Origin of the sequence: Roseibium sp. (assembly GCF_965229775.1) — a bacterium.
Classification (GTDB): Bacteria; Pseudomonadota; Alphaproteobacteria; order Rhizobiales; family Stappiaceae; genus Roseibium.
Window position 1 is genome coordinate 1,459,789 of sequence record NZ_OZ245929.1, and the last position, 16,413, is coordinate 1,476,201.

Annotated in this window: 11 protein-coding genes; 6 read left to right on the forward strand and 5 right to left on the reverse strand. The window is 60.9% G+C overall.

Going from position 1 to position 16,413, the window contains the following annotated elements:
* Positions 1-91: 91 nt before the first annotated feature.
* A complete protein-coding gene (locus ACO07N_RS06540; protein WP_421980251.1) occupies positions 92-847 on the forward strand; it encodes a glutamine amidotransferase in 756 nt (251 codons plus the stop codon).
* 29 nt (positions 848-876) lie between these two features.
* Here ACO07N_RS06540 and ACO07N_RS06545 read toward each other — a convergent pair whose 3' ends face one another.
* The 3 genes from ACO07N_RS06545 to pyc all read right to left on the reverse strand — a co-directional run bounded on the left by ACO07N_RS06545 (position 877) and on the right by pyc (position 6,823).
* Positions 877-2,442, reverse strand: coding sequence for a DUF1254 domain-containing protein (locus ACO07N_RS06545; RefSeq protein WP_421980252.1), 1,566 nt, complete (start codon positions 2,440-2,442; stop codon positions 877-879).
* A 152-nt stretch (positions 2,443-2,594) separates the two neighbouring features.
* On the reverse strand, positions 2,595-3,191 hold the full coding sequence (locus tag ACO07N_RS06550; RefSeq protein ID WP_421980253.1) for a cytochrome P460 family protein: 597 nt from the start codon (positions 3,189-3,191) through the stop codon (positions 2,595-2,597).
* A 191-nt stretch (positions 3,192-3,382) separates the two neighbouring features.
* Positions 3,383-6,823: a pyruvate carboxylase gene (pyc, locus tag ACO07N_RS06555; protein WP_421980254.1), complete on the reverse strand. Its 3,441-nt coding sequence runs from the start codon at positions 6,821-6,823 to the stop codon at positions 3,383-3,385.
* 792 nt (positions 6,824-7,615) lie between these two features.
* Here pyc and ACO07N_RS06560 point away from each other — a divergent pair.
* The 5 genes from ACO07N_RS06560 (at position 7,616) to ACO07N_RS06580 (ending at position 13,878) form a co-directional block, all read left to right on the forward strand.
* On the forward strand, positions 7,616-10,798 hold the full coding sequence (locus ACO07N_RS06560; protein WP_421980255.1) for a helicase-related protein: 3,183 nt from the start codon (positions 7,616-7,618) through the stop codon (positions 10,796-10,798).
* 38 nt (positions 10,799-10,836) lie between these two features.
* Positions 10,837-11,202 carry an RNA-binding S4 domain-containing protein gene (locus ACO07N_RS06565; protein WP_421984387.1) on the forward strand — a complete coding sequence of 122 codons (366 nt, stop codon included), beginning with the start codon at positions 10,837-10,839 and terminating at the stop codon, positions 11,200-11,202.
* A gap of 216 nt (positions 11,203-11,418) precedes the next feature.
* A complete protein-coding gene (fdxA, locus tag ACO07N_RS06570; RefSeq protein WP_306142131.1) occupies positions 11,419-11,751 on the forward strand; it encodes a ferredoxin FdxA in 333 nt (110 codons plus the stop codon).
* A 451-nt stretch (positions 11,752-12,202) separates the two neighbouring features.
* Positions 12,203-12,796, forward strand: coding sequence for a CarD family transcriptional regulator (locus tag ACO07N_RS06575; protein WP_421980256.1), 594 nt, complete (start codon positions 12,203-12,205; stop codon positions 12,794-12,796).
* Positions 12,797-13,014: 218 nt separating this feature from the next.
* Positions 13,015-13,878: an RNA polymerase factor sigma-32 gene (locus tag ACO07N_RS06580; RefSeq protein ID WP_421980257.1), complete on the forward strand. Its 864-nt coding sequence runs from the start codon at positions 13,015-13,017 to the stop codon at positions 13,876-13,878.
* 45 nt (positions 13,879-13,923) lie between these two features.
* Here ACO07N_RS06580 and ACO07N_RS06585 read toward each other — a convergent pair whose 3' ends face one another.
* Together ACO07N_RS06585 and ACO07N_RS06590 are read right to left on the reverse strand one after the other, a co-directional pair.
* A complete protein-coding gene (locus ACO07N_RS06585) occupies positions 13,924-15,405 on the reverse strand; it encodes a M48 family metalloprotease (protein ID WP_421980258.1) in 1,482 nt (493 codons plus the stop codon).
* Between the two features lie 13 nt (positions 15,406-15,418).
* Positions 15,419-16,282 carry a hypothetical protein gene (locus ACO07N_RS06590; protein WP_421980259.1) on the reverse strand — a complete coding sequence of 288 codons (864 nt, stop codon included), beginning with the start codon at positions 16,280-16,282 and terminating at the stop codon, positions 15,419-15,421.
* Between the last annotated feature and the right edge of the window lie 131 nt (positions 16,283-16,413).

A 16,413-nucleotide genomic window follows, 5' to 3' on the forward strand; every position in this document is an offset into this window, starting at 1 on the left:
CAGCGTATGTTTTTCTGGTTTCAGCGTTTTCTTTGAACTCGCAGTGCAACAGGGGGTCGATTTTTGCGGCAAGCTCCCTCATATTTGTGTCATGAGATTTCAATCCAGCCCGGTGACCTGCCCCTCCAAGGTTCTGATCGTCCTGCACCAGGAGACCTCCTCTCCCGGCCGCGTGGGCCAGGAACTTGTGAAGCGCGGCTTCACCCTTGATATCCGCAAGCCCCGCTTTGGTGACACTTTGCCCGATACGTTGGCCGATCACGCCGGAGCGGTGATCTTCGGCGGGCCGATGAGCGCAAACGATCCCGATGGCTTCGTTCACAAGGAAATCGACTGGATCAAGGTTCCCCTCAAGGAAGAAAAGCCCTTCCTGGGGATTTGCCTGGGTGCCCAGATGATGGTGAAGCATCTCGGCGGGACCGTTGCCGGACACCGCGATGAACTGGTGGAGATCGGCTATTACCCGCTGAAACCGACACCGGCTGGCAAGGACCTGATGAACTGGCCGGAGAAGGTCTATCAGTGGCACCGGGAAGGCTTCGATTGTCCGCGCGGAGCAGAACTGCTGGCCGCGGGTCCGACCTACCCCAACCAGGCGATCCGTGTCGGCCCGTCCGCGTACGGCATCCAGTTTCACCCCGAGCTGACCCATCAGATGATGGTCAAGTGGACCACCAAGGCAGCCCCGCGCATGGAACTTCCCGGCGCGCAGCAGCGCCGCGATCATTTCGCCGGCCGCTTCGTCTATGACCCGGCGGTCAGGAGATGGCTCAACGACTTTCTCGACATCTGGATCGGCACGGCGGCAGTCCCGGTGAACCGCGCCCAGTTGAACGCGGCAGAGTAGGCTCCGCCGCATCCCTCACGTCCTGAGGACTATTGAACCAGCGTGATTTCGCCGGGCCGCCAGGTCTTTTCGAACCAGGCTTCCTCAGGTCCGTAAAGTCTCAGAATGGCAAACCAGCCCTTGTTCGCAACAGTCTGTATCCAGTTCTGTTCCTTGCCGGCCGGCGCTTTAGGACCGAAGTGCAACGTCACCGATCCGTCGTCGTTTTCCACCATCTTGTCGCGCCGGTTGTTTTTGCTCGGGAACGGCTGGCTCGTCTGCAGCTCGGAGCGTGTCTGCGGGTCATAGACAACAACCGACCAGAAATCCTTAGCCGGAACATCGGCCGGAATGGTTAGCGAGTAGCTTTTGGAGCCGTCGAGGAAGGTTCCGGTGTTGTCCGCGACATTGAGGGCATATTGCGAACCCTTGCCGGGCAACTTCAGGACCATGGCCGGAGTGTTGACGGTTGCCATGTAGAAAAACATTGTCCTTGCGTCCAGGTAGCGGCCGCCGTTTCCATCGTCGCGCAACCATTGCCAGTTACCGCCGATAAACGCAGTGTACCAGCCACTGTTTTCGTACAGGTAGGCTTCCTTGTCGCGCGGCTTCAGCCAGATGGATCTGGCCGTCGCATTCCCAACCGCAACGGCTTCGGTCAAGATCTTTGTCATCCGCTCGTCCGGATTGAAGTCCTTGCCCTTCTCGATGCCGATTGCCGCCGCCAGGCCGCGCAGCTCCGGATCAAACGTTGAGACCGGCTCTTTCTGGATGACGGTGTTCAACTCGTTATAGAATTCAAAGGTGTTCGCATGGATCGTGTTAAACACCTTTTTGGAAACATTGATGAATTCCATGGACGGCGGAGAAGCCTTGTCACGCAGAGGATAGATTTTCAGTCCTGTGCGATAAGCTTCGACGGCTGCGTCCGTCTTGCCGTCGACGAGAAAACCGCGCGCGATGAACCAGTTGATGTAGCTGGTGGATTTGGAGACGAAATAGGTTTCACCATCGACTTCCGCCTTGTAGCCGCCGACGGGCGGATCGAGATCGCCGTCATAATCAGGCGGCAGGATCAGGTATTTTCCACCCTCACCCTTGTCCGGACCGGGCACGCCCATATCCGTTACGAACCTGAAATAGGCATCATTGACCGTCGTCGGTCCCTGTCCCTTCGGCACCTCGATGACAACCGGGCCGTCCCGTTCCAGATCCAGGATCGAAGAGCCGTAAACAGTATCGGTATTGCCCGTTAGGAACAGCGGATTTGAATCCATCAGGTCTTCGAAGACAGCAAACTTGTTGACCGCATCGACCCCTACATCGGCCATGCCGCGCCGTATGCCTTCAATGGACGTTGCCGGAATGAAGTTCAGGAAGACTTCCATCCCGCGCACGAAGTCGAGCGTGTCGAACATGAGCGCGCTGGTTTCGGGTGTCGGGCGTCCATCCACGAACCTGAGCGTTCCGAACCGGGTCTCCACCTCGTCGGGTGTGAGAATGTCTTCCGGAATTGGCGTGTTATAGCCGGGCGGCGTGACGGTCTTGTCGGAAGCAAGAACTGCCGGGGTTTCGATGAAGAAACACAGTGCAAACAGTGACAGATATCTTTTCATGGCTCTCTCCAGCCTCTGGGCTGACTGCGTCGTTGCGCGGTCCTCTCAGAGACTGGCGAATCTGCCGGTGAAGTCAACAAAAACGCAACGTAAATTCAAAGAAGCGGGGTGTCTGGCACCCCGTTCTGGCGTTGCCTGTTCTGACAGCGGGGCTACTTGATCCGTGCATCTTCGACCGGATAGCCGAGGCCGCCCTGTTCGCCGAAATACTCCAGGTGGCATTCGCTGCAGGCGCTGACCACGTTGACCGCCTGCGGCGATCCATTCGGCGCGACCATCATGTAGTACCAGTCGCCGGTTTCCGGTGACGTGCCGGCGGCAACCTTTTCCATCAGGAAAAGCGGTCCCTTCGTCACCTTGCCGTCGTCACTGACGGCGAAAGATTCCTTTGCAATCCGGGTTCCGGCGGGCACCACCACGTTCTCCGGCTCGTATTTGAGATATTCGTCCGCCCCGATCGCGTTCACGTAGGTCATCAGGAACCGCCCGCCATGAAATCCCGGAGCAGCCGGAAAGGCGCTGGCCTTGGTCCAGCCGGGATAGTCCTTCACGAACGCCTCCGGGATCCATCTCTTCGGACCCTTTTGGTACCCGGCCTGCAAATCCGCCTTCAGGCAGTCGTAAACCGCCCCGGCTTCGTCCCCGGTCAGCTCGTAACCCGGCTTCTGGGCATCGCACGCTGCGTGGGCCGCGGTCGTCAGGGCAAGGGATGCAATCGCACCGCCTAGCCAAACAGGTAGCTTCCTCATTGTTCTCTCCCTTAGCTAACGCCCTTTTCAGGGGCCTTGCCGGAAGAGTGTCCGCCTGCAGAACACAAGACGACAATTCACATGACAGGTGATCGCATGTGAATTTGCGTGATTGGCTGGAATTTCAGAATAAAATACAAGTAACTAGCGCGCAGATCGCAGCAAAGTGCGACCTGCTCACCTTTGCTCGATCAGCTTTCGAAGACCACAAGAAGGTCTTTTGCATCGATTTGGGCGCCTGGCGTCACCAGAACTTCCTTGATCGTGCCGTCTCTTTCGGCGTGAAGCGCCGTTTCCATTTTCATCGCCTCGATGGAAACGAGCACGTCTCCGGCGGTCACCTCCTGCCCGGCGGCGATGGCCACCGTGGAGATCACGCCAGGCATCGGGGCACCGACATGGGCCGCATTGCCGTCCTCCGCCTTACGCATTGCCGCCGCACCTGTCGCGCCGTGCGCCCGGTCCGGAACCTTGACGTTGCGCGGCTGGCCGTTCAGCTCGAAAAAGACTTTCTTTTCGCCCTTCTCGTCGGTCTCGCCGATCGCCTGGCAGCGCACGACCAGCGTCTTGCCCGGTTCAAGGTCGACAAAAACCTCTTCGCCCGCTTCCAGCCCGTAGAAATAGACGGGCGTGGGCAGAACCGAGGTCGGTCCGTATTGCTGCTGCGCCTTGTCGAAATCGGTGAACACCTTGGGATACATGAGATAGGACGCCAGATCGACATCATCGATGTCACGTCCGACCGCCTCACCGGCCGTTTTCCGCTCCGCATCCAGATCCGCGTCGTCGAGAAGCGATCCGGGGCGCACGTTGATCGGCGCTTCGCCCTTGAGCACTTTCGCCTGCAGAGCCGTCGGCCATCCGCCAGGCGACTGGCCGAGATCGCCGTGCAGCATCTTCACGACACTGTCCGGGAACGCCACGTCCTTGGCCGGATCCTCCACCTCGGAAACGGAGAGACCCTGGCTGACCATCATCAGCGCCATGTCGCCGACCACCTTGGAAGACGGGGTCACCTTGACGATGTCACCGAACATCATGTTGACGTCGGCATAGGCCTGCGCCACTTCGTGCCAGCGCGTCTCCAGACCCAGCGAGCGGGCCTGTTCCTTGAGGTTGGTGAACTGGCCGCCGGGCATTTCGTGCAGGTAGACCTCCGACGCACCGAAGCGAAGATCGCTCTCAAAGGCCCGGTACTGCGTGCGCACGGCCTCCCAGTAGAACGAAATCTGGCGGATCGTCTTTGCATCGAGCCCCGTGTCCCGCTCGCTGCCCCTGAGGGCCTCGACGATCGAGCCGAGGCACGGCTGAGACGTCAGTCCCGAAAGCGCGTCCATGGCCGCATCGACCGCATCGGCACCGGCCTCCACGGCCGCCAGAACGGTGGCCGCCGCGATACCGGACGTGTCATGCGTGTGGAAGTGGATCGGAAGACCGGTTTCCTCTTTCAGGGCCTTGATGAGAACCCGTGCGGCCTCGGGCTTTAAAAGCCCCGCCATGTCCTTGATGCCGAGGATATGCGCACCTGCCGCTTCCAGTTCCTTGGCAAGGCCGACATAGTATTTCAGGTCATACTTGGGCCGGGCGCTGTCCAGCATGTCGCCGGTGTAGCAGAGCACGCCTTCGCAAAGCTTGTTCGCCTCCTGCACCGCATCCATCGACACACGCATGTTCTCGACCCAGTTGAGGCAATCGAACACGCGGAACAGGTCGATCCCGTTTTTCGCCGCTTCCTTGACGAAGAACTTGACGACGTTGTCGGGATAATTCGTGTAGCCGACACCGTTGGAGCCGCGCAGCAGCATCTGCAGCAGGATGTTCGGTGCCTTTTCCCGGATGTGATGCAACCGCTCCCAGGGGCTTTCGGTCAGGAACCGCATGGCGACGTCGAAGGTCGCGCCGCCCCAGCACTCAAGCGAGAACAGCGTCGGCAGGCCGACGGCATAGGCATCCGCGATGTTGACGATGTCATGGCTCCGCATGCGCGTTGCCAGCAGCGACTGGTGACCGTCGCGCATCGTCGTGTCGGTGATCAGCGCACGCTTCTGGTCCTTCATCCAGTCGGCAAAGCCCTTGGGACCGAGCGCGTCGAGAAGCTGGCGCGTGCCCTCCGGTTTGTCGTCGCCAAAATCGGGCACGACAGGCGCGGCCACATCTTTCGGCGGACGGACCCGGTTTTTCGTTTCCGGGTGACCGTTGACCGAAACATCGGCGATATAGGTCAGGAGCTTGGTCGCCCGGTCCTGCCGCTTGGTCTGTTCGAACAGCGCAGGCGTCTCGTCGATGAACCGGGTCGTGTAATTGTTGGCCCGGAAGTCGGCGTGATCGATGATGTTCTCCAGGAACACCAGGTTGGTCGCAACGCCCCGGATGCGGAATTCGCGCAGGGCGCGGTCCATGCGCTTGCGGGCGTCTTCCGCCGTCGGCGCCCAGGCGGTGACTTTCTCAAGAAGCGGATCGTAGAAACGGGTGATCACGGCGCCCGAATAGGCGGTGCCGCCGTCCAGACGAATGCCGAACCCGGTCGCCCCGCGATAGGCGGTGATGCGGCCGTAGTCGGGAATGAAGTTCTGCTCGGGATCTTCCGTCGTGATGCGGCATTGCAGGGCATGGCCGTTGAGACGGATTTTCTCCTGCACGGGAACGCCGCTTTCCGGTGTGCCGATCCTGGCACCTTCCGCGATGTGGATCTGCGCCTGAACGATATCGATACCGGTGACTTCCTCGGTCACCGTATGCTCGACCTGAACACGCGGGTTCACCTCGATGAAGTAGATGGAGCCCGTGTCCGCATCCATCAGGAATTCGACCGTACCTGCACCGCGATAGTTCACGGCCCGGCCGATTTTCAAACCGTATTCGCAAAGCTCCTTGCGCTTTGCTTCGTCGAGATAGGGAGCCGGAGCACGCTCGACCACCTTCTGATGGCGCCGCTGGATGGAGCAGTCCCGCTCGAACAGGTGCACGACGTTCTCGCCGTCCCCGAGGATCTGAACCTCGACATGGCGCGCCCGCTGCACGAGTTTTTCAAGATAGATCTCGTCCTTGCCGAAAGCCGCCTTGGCCTCGCGCTTTGCCGCAAGAACTTCCTTTTCAAGCGTCGCCTCGTCCGGGATCACCCGCATGCCGCGGCCGCCGCCGCCCCACGAGGCCTTCAGCATCACCGGGTAGCCGATCTCCAGGGCCTGCCGCTTGATCTCTTCGATGTCGTCGGGAAGCGGATCGGTTGCCGGCATCACCGGCACACCGGCCTCGATCGCCAGGTTGCGGGCGGCGACCTTGTTGCCGAGCCGCCGCATGGTGTCGGATTTCGGGCCGATGAAGGTAATGCCCGCCGCCTCGCACGCATCCACGAATTCCGGGCTTTCCGACAACAGCCCGTAACCGGGGTGAATGGCATCGGCTCCGGCGAGCCTGGCAACACGAATGATCTCGTCGATGGACAGGTATGCCTCGATCGGGCCGAGGCCCTTGCCGACCTGATAGGCCTCGTCGGCCTTGAACCGGTGCAGGGCAAGCTTGTCCTGTTCGGCATAGATCGCGACTGTTTTCAGGCCGAGTTCATTGGCGGCCCGGAACACCCTGATCGCAATCTCCGATCTGTTCGCAACGAGAATCTTTGTGATCGCCAAACGCCCTCTCCCCCATCTTTCGAAACGGCAAGTCTGATTTTGGAACGTTTTCTACTTTGGTCGCACGCACTTGAAAAGGGGCAGAAAGGGTGTCCTTTTCTTAACTTGGAAAATATTTTTGCGCGCGCACAGGTAAGCTGCGGAAAATGAACCGGAATTGCCGAAAGTTACGAACGTAACTAGACTTAGAAAAATTTTTGCAGCGCAGCATGAACATTTCACTCCGGCGATCAGAACGGCAAAAAACAGGGTAAACGGCCTGTGCCACCCTGGCACGCAATGCCTCTGCTGCCGGTCCGCAGACGCAGATCAAAAAAATATGCCGCAGGCGGCTTGGTGCGAAACGCGGCACTCGGCCCCAACATCTGGTACGGAACAAATCCCGAACTGCCGGGGCTCAGCGATTCGTGCCGCGTTCGTTCCCGCTGTGTCCCGGTGGTAAACGGGGCGCCGGGCGCCCCGGCGGCCGCGTTTAGACTCATTTAACACTTGACACGATTCGGCGGTCACGCGGACCGCATCTAGCGAAGCGATTCAAACCATTGACCAGATTCACGATTTTGTACCGCAAATCAGGCTGGGACCCATATCTTGTAGGGAACAAATCCTGAATCAGCGAGAGTCAGCGATTCGGTTTCGGTTTGTTCTGGAGTCGTTCTCCACAATTAATTAAACCGCGCGAAATCCGGGACCTTTGCCAAAAGAATCAGCGACAGTCGCGGTTTCGCTGTGTTAGATACCCGGCACAAGATTTAGGCGCAGAGCCCCGAGAAAGCCGACCACAAAACTCCCATGCCCCGTCCTTCAACGTTGCCTTTGCCGCCGGCGGCCAGGTCCCGCACCGTAACGGCCGTCCTGGGTCCGACCAATACAGGCAAGACGCATCTGGCCATCGAACGCATGCTCGCGCAGGCGTCCGGCCTTATCGGCTTGCCGCTCCGTCTGCTCGCACGCGAGGTCTATGGCCGGATGGTCGAGCGCGCAGGCGCCGACAGCGTTGCGCTGATCACCGGGGAAGAGAAGATCATCCCGGAAAAGCCGCGCTTCTGGGTTTCGACGGTCGAGGCCATGCCGCTCGATCTCGACACCGAGTTCGTCGCGATTGACGAGGTTCAGCTGGCCGGAAACCTGGATCGCGGGCATGTGTTCACGGACCGCATTCTGAACCTTCGCGGAAAGTCGGAGACGCTGCTTCTGGGCGCGTCGACCGCGCGGCCCCTCCTGGAAAAGCTGCTTCCGGGCCTCAACGTCATCACCCGCCCGCGCATGTCCATATTGGAATATGCCGGATCGAAGAAGGTGTCCCGCCTGCCGGCGCGTTCGGCGATCGTCGCCTTTTCGTCGGACGAGGTCTATTCGATTGCCGAGCTGATCCGCCGCCAGCGCGGCGGCGCCGCCGTCGTTCTCGGATCGCTCAGCCCGAGGACGCGCAATGCCCAGGTCGAACTGTTCCAGAACGGCGACGTCGACCATCTCGTGGCGACCGATGCGATTGGTATGGGGCTCAATCTCGATGTCCATCACATCGCCTTTGCCGGCAACCGGAAATATGACGGATACCAGTACCGTCAGCTGACCGCGTCAGAGATGGGTCAGATCGCCGGACGCGCCGGGCGCCACACCAAGGACGGCACCTTCGGCGTGACCGGACGGGTCGATCCGCTCGACGATCACCTCATCGAACAGATCGAAAGCCATCAGTTCGAGAGCCTGAAAGTGCTGCAATGGCGCAACAGTACGCTGAATTTTTCCTCGGCCGCGGCGCTGCGGCAAAGCCTCGACAAGGTGCCGCAGGAAGAGGGCCTGGCGCGCGCGCCGACCGGTGACGATATCACCGCCCTTGAACATTTGTTGCGCGATCCGGCAATATCCGGCATGGCACAGGGCGAAAAAGCGATCGAATTGCTCTGGGATGTGTGCCAGGTGCCGGACTATCGCAAGATCGCGCCGGCCAACCACGCCGAGCTTCTGAACGCCATTTACACCCATCTGATGCAGGAAAATTATATCGCGGATGACTGGTTCTCGCGTCAATTGGCCTTCGCAGACCGCACAGATGGTGATATCGACACTCTCGCGAACCGGATCGCGCACATCCGGACATGGACATATGTTGCCAATCGACCCGACTGGCTGGCCGATCCGGCCCACTGGCAGGGCGAGACACGCGACATCGAAGACAGACTATCTGACGCCCTTCACGATCGCCTGACACAGCGCTTTGTGGACCGGCGGACAAGTGTATTGATGCGACGTTTGAGAGAGAACGCAATGCTGGAAGCAGAAATCACGTCGAGCGGCGATGTGCTCGTGGAAGGTCAGCACATCGGGAACCTCCTTGGCTTCCGGTTTGCCCCCGATGCGGCCGCGGAAGGGCCGGACGGCAAGACGGTCCGCGCTGCCGCCCAGGTTGCATTGACAACCGAGATCGAGTCGCGCGCCGAAAAACTCGGCAAGTCCGAGAACGGCGATTTCGTGCTGACCTCCGAAGGTGCCATCCGCTGGCGTGGTGAACCTGTCGCAAAGCTCGTTGCGGGCGAAGAGGTTCTGGCTCCGACCGTGCTCCTGCTTGCGGACGAGCATCTGACCGGCGCGCCGCGCGATACGGTCCAGAACCGTCTCGATCTATGGGTCAAGGCGCAGATCGAAACGCTGCTGAAACCCCTTGTCGATCTGAAATCCGGCGAAGGCCTGGACGGACTGGCGCGCGGGATCGGTTTCCGCATCGTCGAGGGACTGGGCATCCTCGAACGCCAGGACGCGTCCGACGAGATCCGGCAGCTTGACCAGGACATGCGCGCTTCCTTGCGCAAGCACGGCGTACGGTTTGGCGCCTACACGGTCTTCGTGCCCGCATTGCTGAAACCGGCGCCCAGCCAGCTGATTGCCCAGCTCTGGGCATTGAAGCACGGGTCGCTCGACATGAACGGCATGACGGAACTGCCGCAGCTCTCCGCGTCGGGCCGCACCTCCATTCCCGTCGACGAAACGATCGACAAGGCGCTCTACAAGGTTGTCGGATTCCGGGTGTGCGGATCGCGCGCGGTCAGGGTCGACATTCTGGAACGCCTCGCCGACCTGATCCGCCCGCTGATCGCCTGGAAACCGCTTGACGCCGAAGTCAGCCCGCCGGAAGGCGCGATCGAGCAGGGCGGCGGCTTTATGGTGACCGTGGCGATGACGTCCCTCCTGGGCTGTGCGGGCGAGGACTTTTCCGCTGTCCTGAAATCCCTCGGCTATCGGGTCGAAACGAAGGAAGTGCAGCGGCCTGTCACGGTCAAGCCGGAAACCGCAACGGCGCCGGAGGAGGCTCAGGCCGGAACACAGCCCGAGGCCGGGGCGACGGACGACAGCGCTCCTGCGGTCACAGAAGAACCTCAGGCAGACCCTGCCGGTTCGGATGCAACTGTTGCCGAAACGGCCGCGGAAAACGAAACAGCCGCCACCGGCGCAGCGCCGGCAGAAGCGGAAACAGATCAAGCCGTGGCCTCAGACGCCGCGTCAACTGACGATCCGGCCACACCGGCTGATGCTGACGGCACACCCGCCGAAAACGCGGCAGCGCCTGAAGCGGCGGAAACTGCGGAACCGCAAAACGCCACCGCTGACGAAGCGGACAGCGAAGCCACTGAGGCACCTGCGGCGGAAAACCCGGAACCCGTCGAGATGGAAACCGTCACGATCGAGATCTGGCGTCCCGGGCGGCACGACCGCAGACCGCGCGGACGGCAGGACCAGCGCCGCGGCGATCAGCGCAGGGGTCAGAACCAGGGGCCCAAGGGCAACCAGGGCGACAAGCGGCATGGCAAGGGTGGCGGAAAAGGCGGCCCGAACCGAAATCGCGGTGGCAACAGGGGTTTTGACGGCGGCAACCGCCGCAGCGCTCCGCCCAAGGACAAACCGATTGATCCGAATTCGCCGTTTGCGGCCCTGATGGCCCTCAAGGCGGATATGGACAGCAAGGACAAGAAGTAATTCCGGCGGGCGGCCAGAAAGCGCCTGACGCAGGCGTCCTGCGTGTCGACAAGTGGCTCTGGTACGCCAGGGTCACCAAATCGCGCTCCCTGGCACAGAAACTGGCGACATCCGGCCACGTCAGGATCAACAAGGACAAGATTTCCTCGGCCAGCAAGACCGTCAAGACAGGCGATGTGCTGACCATCGTCCTTGAACGCAAGGTTCTGGTCCTGAAAATCGTGGCGCTCGGTTCAAGGCGCGGCCCCTATGAAGAGGCCCGCACCCTTTACGAGGATCTCTCACCTCCATCGCCACCCAAAAAAGCCGCAGCTCCGCCACCGCCCGGTCAGCGTGACGCCGGCGCCGGCCGGCCGACCAAGCGCGACCGCCGCAAGATGGACGCCTTCCGCGGTGAAAACTGACGCAGATTCCGGTTTTCGAAGAGAAAACGGAATAACTTTCTCTTGTTCGTCCGGATTGCGTCATCCTGGACGCTTGCGCGTACCAGACAAAAACGATAGGCAACACCGATCTGATTTTTTGGCCGTGCACCCCGCTTTGGACGTGCTGCACGCAAATGACAGCCGGTCGGATAACGGTTCGCGAAACTGCCCGGCGTGACCCGCAGCGAGGATTCGATGACCTACGTCGTCACAGACAATTGCATCAAGTGCAAGTACACGGACTGTGTTGAAGTCTGTCCGGTGGACTGCTTCTACGAAGGCGAGAACTTTCTCGTAATCAATCCCGACGAGTGCATCGATTGCGGTGTCTGTGAACCCGAATGCCCGGCCGAGGCAATCCTGCCCGACACCGAGCCGGGCCTGGAGAAGTGGATCGAAATCAACGCCGAGTACTCCGAGAAATGGCCCAATATCACGGAGAAGAAGGACCCGCTCCCGACCGCCGAGGAATTCGACGGCAAGGAAAACAAGTTTGAAGAGCATTTCTCTCCGAACCCGCCATCCTGATTCGTCGCGGCATTACGTGTGCGGCAACCTGCCGCATGCGGCGTCTTGACAGTGTCCTGCTGATAAATTGATTGAATTCAATGGCCTGCACGCGGTGCTCAAGCGGCCGTTTTGTGGTCATTGTGCATCACAAAAGCGTAACACTTTAATTTTCCACAAAAGTATGTTACATATTGGGGATAGTCGCCAACCACGAGAAGAACCCCCAAAACGGAGTGTACAAAACGTGTTCCGGATCCCAGCGAAACCGGATGCGTCACCTCCCGGCAGCTCTTATGACTGAACAGTTTCTATAGTGGAAAGGCACGACTGACCAGCCCTGACACGCCGCATATCAACAGGCGTTCCGTATTGGATCGCTCGGCGGGGTTCGTGTCGCAAAAAAACAGATGGCTAACACGGCCAAGCATCGGTCTGAAAAGATCGCAACTGCGCAGGAGAGAATATCAGTATGGCAACAAGCACCAAAAAAGCCGCGCAGCGTCAAGGTTTCAAGACAGGCGAGCATATCGTTTATCCGGCGCACGGCGTCGGCCAGATTACCGCCATCGAAGAGCAGAGCGTTGCGGGTCACACTTTGGAGTTGCTCGTCATCGTTTTTGAACAGGACAAGATGACCCTTCGTGTACCGGTCGCGAAAATCGCTTCCGTCGGAATGCGCAAACTCGGCGATCCGGCAGCGGTCAAGAAGGCGCTCGAAACAGTCCGGGGCCGGCCGCGGGTGAAACGCACCATGTGGAGCCGGCGTGCACAGGAATACGAGGCAAAGATCAATTCTGGCGATCTGATCGCCATTTCCGAAGTTGTCCGCGATCTCTACAGGTCGGAGAGCCAGCCGGAACAGTCCTACTCCGAACGCCAGCTCTATGAAGCGGCCCTTGATCGCATGGCCCGCGAAATCGCTGCCGTCAACAAGTGCTCGGAAACCGAGGCTGTGAAGCAGATCGAGCAGAACCTCGCGAAGTCGCCGAGCCGCCTCAAGGCTGCCGCCGCTGCCGAGGCTGATGTCGAAGAAGACGACGAAGACAAGGAAGAAGCTGCCTGAAATTCGTCGCCCGATGGCACATGACTTTCGGGAAGGGTCCGGTTAGCGCCGGGCCCTTTTTCGTTCCGGACCCGGGAAACCGGCGTAACCCTGTGCGCCACAACCGCTCACACCGGCATCACGCAGAAGTGCAAAAATTCCGCAACAGCAGCCACTCCGAGTAATCTAACCTGAGCACTGATACGTAGTTAACCCGATAACACATCGGAGCGTCAGTCATGTCGGGAAGCGAAAAGCGGCAATTGGTCCAGGCGGCAATGAAAGCACCCTACCTCACGCGTGAGGAAGAACGGGAGCTCGCAGTCCGCTGGCGGGATCATCGGGATGAAAAGGCGCTGGAGAAACTGTCTCTGTCGCACATGCGCCTCGTGATTGCAGTCGCATCCCGCTTCCGCAATTTCGGCCTGTCGCTCGGCGACCTGATCCAGGAAGGGCATGTCGGCCTGCTCGAAGCGGCCGCCCGGTTCGAGCCGGCACGCGAAGTGCGCTTCTCCACCTATGCGACCTGGTGGATCCGTGCCTCGATACAGGACTACATTCTGCGCAACTGGTCGATTGTGCGCGGCGGAACATCATCGACCCAAAAGGCGCTGTTCTTCAATCTGCGCCGTCTCAGGGCAAAACTCTCGAACAACCAGACACCGCTGACCGACAGCGAACTTCACCAGAAGATCGCCGATGCGATCGGTGTGAAACACGCCGATGTCGCGCTGATGTCCGCCCGCCTGTCCGGGCCCGACACCTCGCTGAACGCACCAGTCACGGACAGCGAAGGCTCGAGCGCCGACAGGCAGGATTTCCTGGTGTCCGATGCCCCCCTGCCGGACGAAATCGTCACGGGAAACATCGACACCGAACGGCGCAGGAAATGGCTGTGGTCGGCGCTCAAGGTGCTGAGCGAACGCGAACTCAGGATCGTGAAGGAGCGCCGCTTGTCCGAAGACGGGGCCACGCTGGAATCGCTCGGCGAGAAGCTCGGGATCTCCAAGGAGCGCGTTCGCCAGATCGAGAGCCGCGCCATGGAGAAACTGCGCTCGGCCCTTTTGAATGAACAGCCGGACGAGGCGGTCTACAGCGTTTGATTCGCAGTCCGTCCCGCTGAGAGCGGCCCCGAAAGTTATAGCACGCTACTCCACCACAAGCTTGACCGCTGTTCCCGTGGGAATGGCCTTGTTCGGGTCGAGATCGTTCAGGATGGAGAAGAACTGCAGTCGCCGGGATGGTTCAACCCCGCTCATGCCGACAGCAAGTTTGCGTGGCGTATCGCCTGGCTTTGTCTTGACCACCTTGATGCGCAGCGACTGCAGCCGCGCCCGCTCGGTCGGCGTCAGCTGCCTGAAACTGTCGACGGTCGCACGGAAATCCGTGTCGAAGCGCTGATTGGGAGACCGGCTGGCAAAGATGAACCGGTAGCCGGTCCGGCCGATACGGACCACGGCGATGCGGAAGGACCAGCCCTGCGTGATCGCGGCCCCCGTGACCCCCGGCAACCCGTTGATGGTCGTCTCCCGGACACTTTCCGGAAGAAGGCCGTTGATCCAGCCGGATTTCATGTAGTCGACCAGGTTGGGAAAGCCGCTGACATCCGCACCGTCGAAGCGGATGGCCGTCCCGTCGCCATTGCTGGCCAGAACCGCTTCCGTGGAGTTTTCCAGGATGTAGCCCTGCGGAACCGTGAAGCCGATGCCCAGCGCCTTGTGCAGGAAGGACCGGCCGCGCACGAACCCTTCCAGCGGATCGTCGCCGTAGAGCATGCCGTTGATCTGGTTGAGGTAGCGGTCCCGGTCCCGCTCGCCGATACCCGGCGCGCCGATCTGGCGTGCCGATTTCACCGCGATCTGGAGCCGCTCCGGCGTGGAAGGATGCGATGACAGGAAGTCGGGGGCGCCGGGCGACGAGGCGTCGGCCGACTGATACTGCGCATAGGCTGCCATGGACCGCAGGAAACGGGCCGCGGCATAGGGATCGAAACCGGCCCGTGCCAGCGTCTTGACGCCGATGGCATCCGCCTCCAGTTCCTGGACCTGGCTGAAGCGCGCGAAAGACAGCTGCGACGAGATGATGGCCTTGCGCGCTTCCTCCGAATCCTGAACCACGTCATTCAGGATCCGGTCGGCCAGTTGCTTGGCCTCGGCGCGCTGCTGCCGCTTGATCGCGTGGTTGGCCGTGACATGCGCCATTTCATGCGCAAGAACCGCCGCGACTTCCGACGTGTCGTTGGCCAGCGCAAGAAGTCCGCGCGTGACGTAAAGATAGCCGCCGGGCAGGGCAAAGGCATTGATCGCCGGAGAGTTGAGGATCGTGATCTGGTAACTCTGGGAGGGGTCCTCCGAGGCTGCGACCAGCCGTCCGACGACACTGGCCACGGCCCGTTCCGCACCCGGGTCCTTGTAGACGCCGCCATATGTGGCGACGACCCTGGGGTGTTCACGCGCGCCGATGTCACTGGTGAGTTTCGGGCGGACGCCCGTCGAGACGGTACCGACACTGGTTCCGTCGCCCAGAAGCTGGCACGACGCGGTGAGCAGCGACAGCGCGAGCACACCGAAAACACGCACGAGACGGCGGACCGGCCGCCCGGGACGTGAACCGGTGGCCGTCGAACGCATGCTGCGCCGGGATTCAATTGCCGTCCTGACCGCCACTTCCCACCCTTCTGCCTTTAAGGACCACCAGTTGCTCGGGATGCCGGAGCGCAATATACGGCCCGTCTCTCTCTTGCAAGACACCTCTGACCTCAACACTGTGCCCTTCAAGATCATCGACCATATGGCCGGACCGGCCAAGGGCCGCGTTGAACGTGTTTTCTTCGGAGGACTTGAACGTCACCGTAAGATCGGTTTTCCAGTATCTGCCGAAGTTGAGATAGCGGGTGCTCGCCGTTTTTCCAAGCGAAACTATGCGCCCGCGGGCAATGACGTAGCGCCCGGCGTGACCGGCAAACGTGTCCGGTTCCCATGAGGAAAAGAGTGTCGCACCGGCAACATCTCTCCAATGACCGGACCGTGCGCGCCTTGCCGTGTGTTCGGCGGCGCGCAAACGGTCGGCACACGCTCCGGACGCAGCGCCAGGAGCGAAGAGAGCCTCGCCATGTTCAAGGATCTCCGCCTGAAGCAGCCGCGTTTCATCCCGGTCCCGGCGCACGATCCAGGCGGGCACAAGCCCCCAGCGATCGGGTCCGGCGACGGGCACCGCCAGATAGCTGGCTGCGCCTGTCGTGAGATCGGCCAGGGCTGGCGCGCGGCGCGCGCCGTCCGTCAGGGGGCGCAGGTCGACGGCCAGGTAACGCGCACCGTCAACGCCTTCAAACGTCCCGTCCGAAGCCGCGGCCACCAGAGGCACGCCGCTGGCAATGTCCCCTGCACAGGCGACGAGAATTTCATCGGCATTGCTGGTTCTCTCCGCGCCGGAAGACACGGCCTGCGCCGCGGACGGGCCTCCACCGCAGATAATGCCGGACACCGCCAGGCAAAGACAGCCAGCCACCTGCCTGCCGGTTCTGGTGACCCTGCCTGCTGCGACCGGCCGGGGCAATCGCGAAGCCGCTGCCGAAGCGTCAGGGGCCGTTTCCCCTCGCGGCCGTCCAGTCCGCAAATCGCGCATGCGCCTGTGTTGTT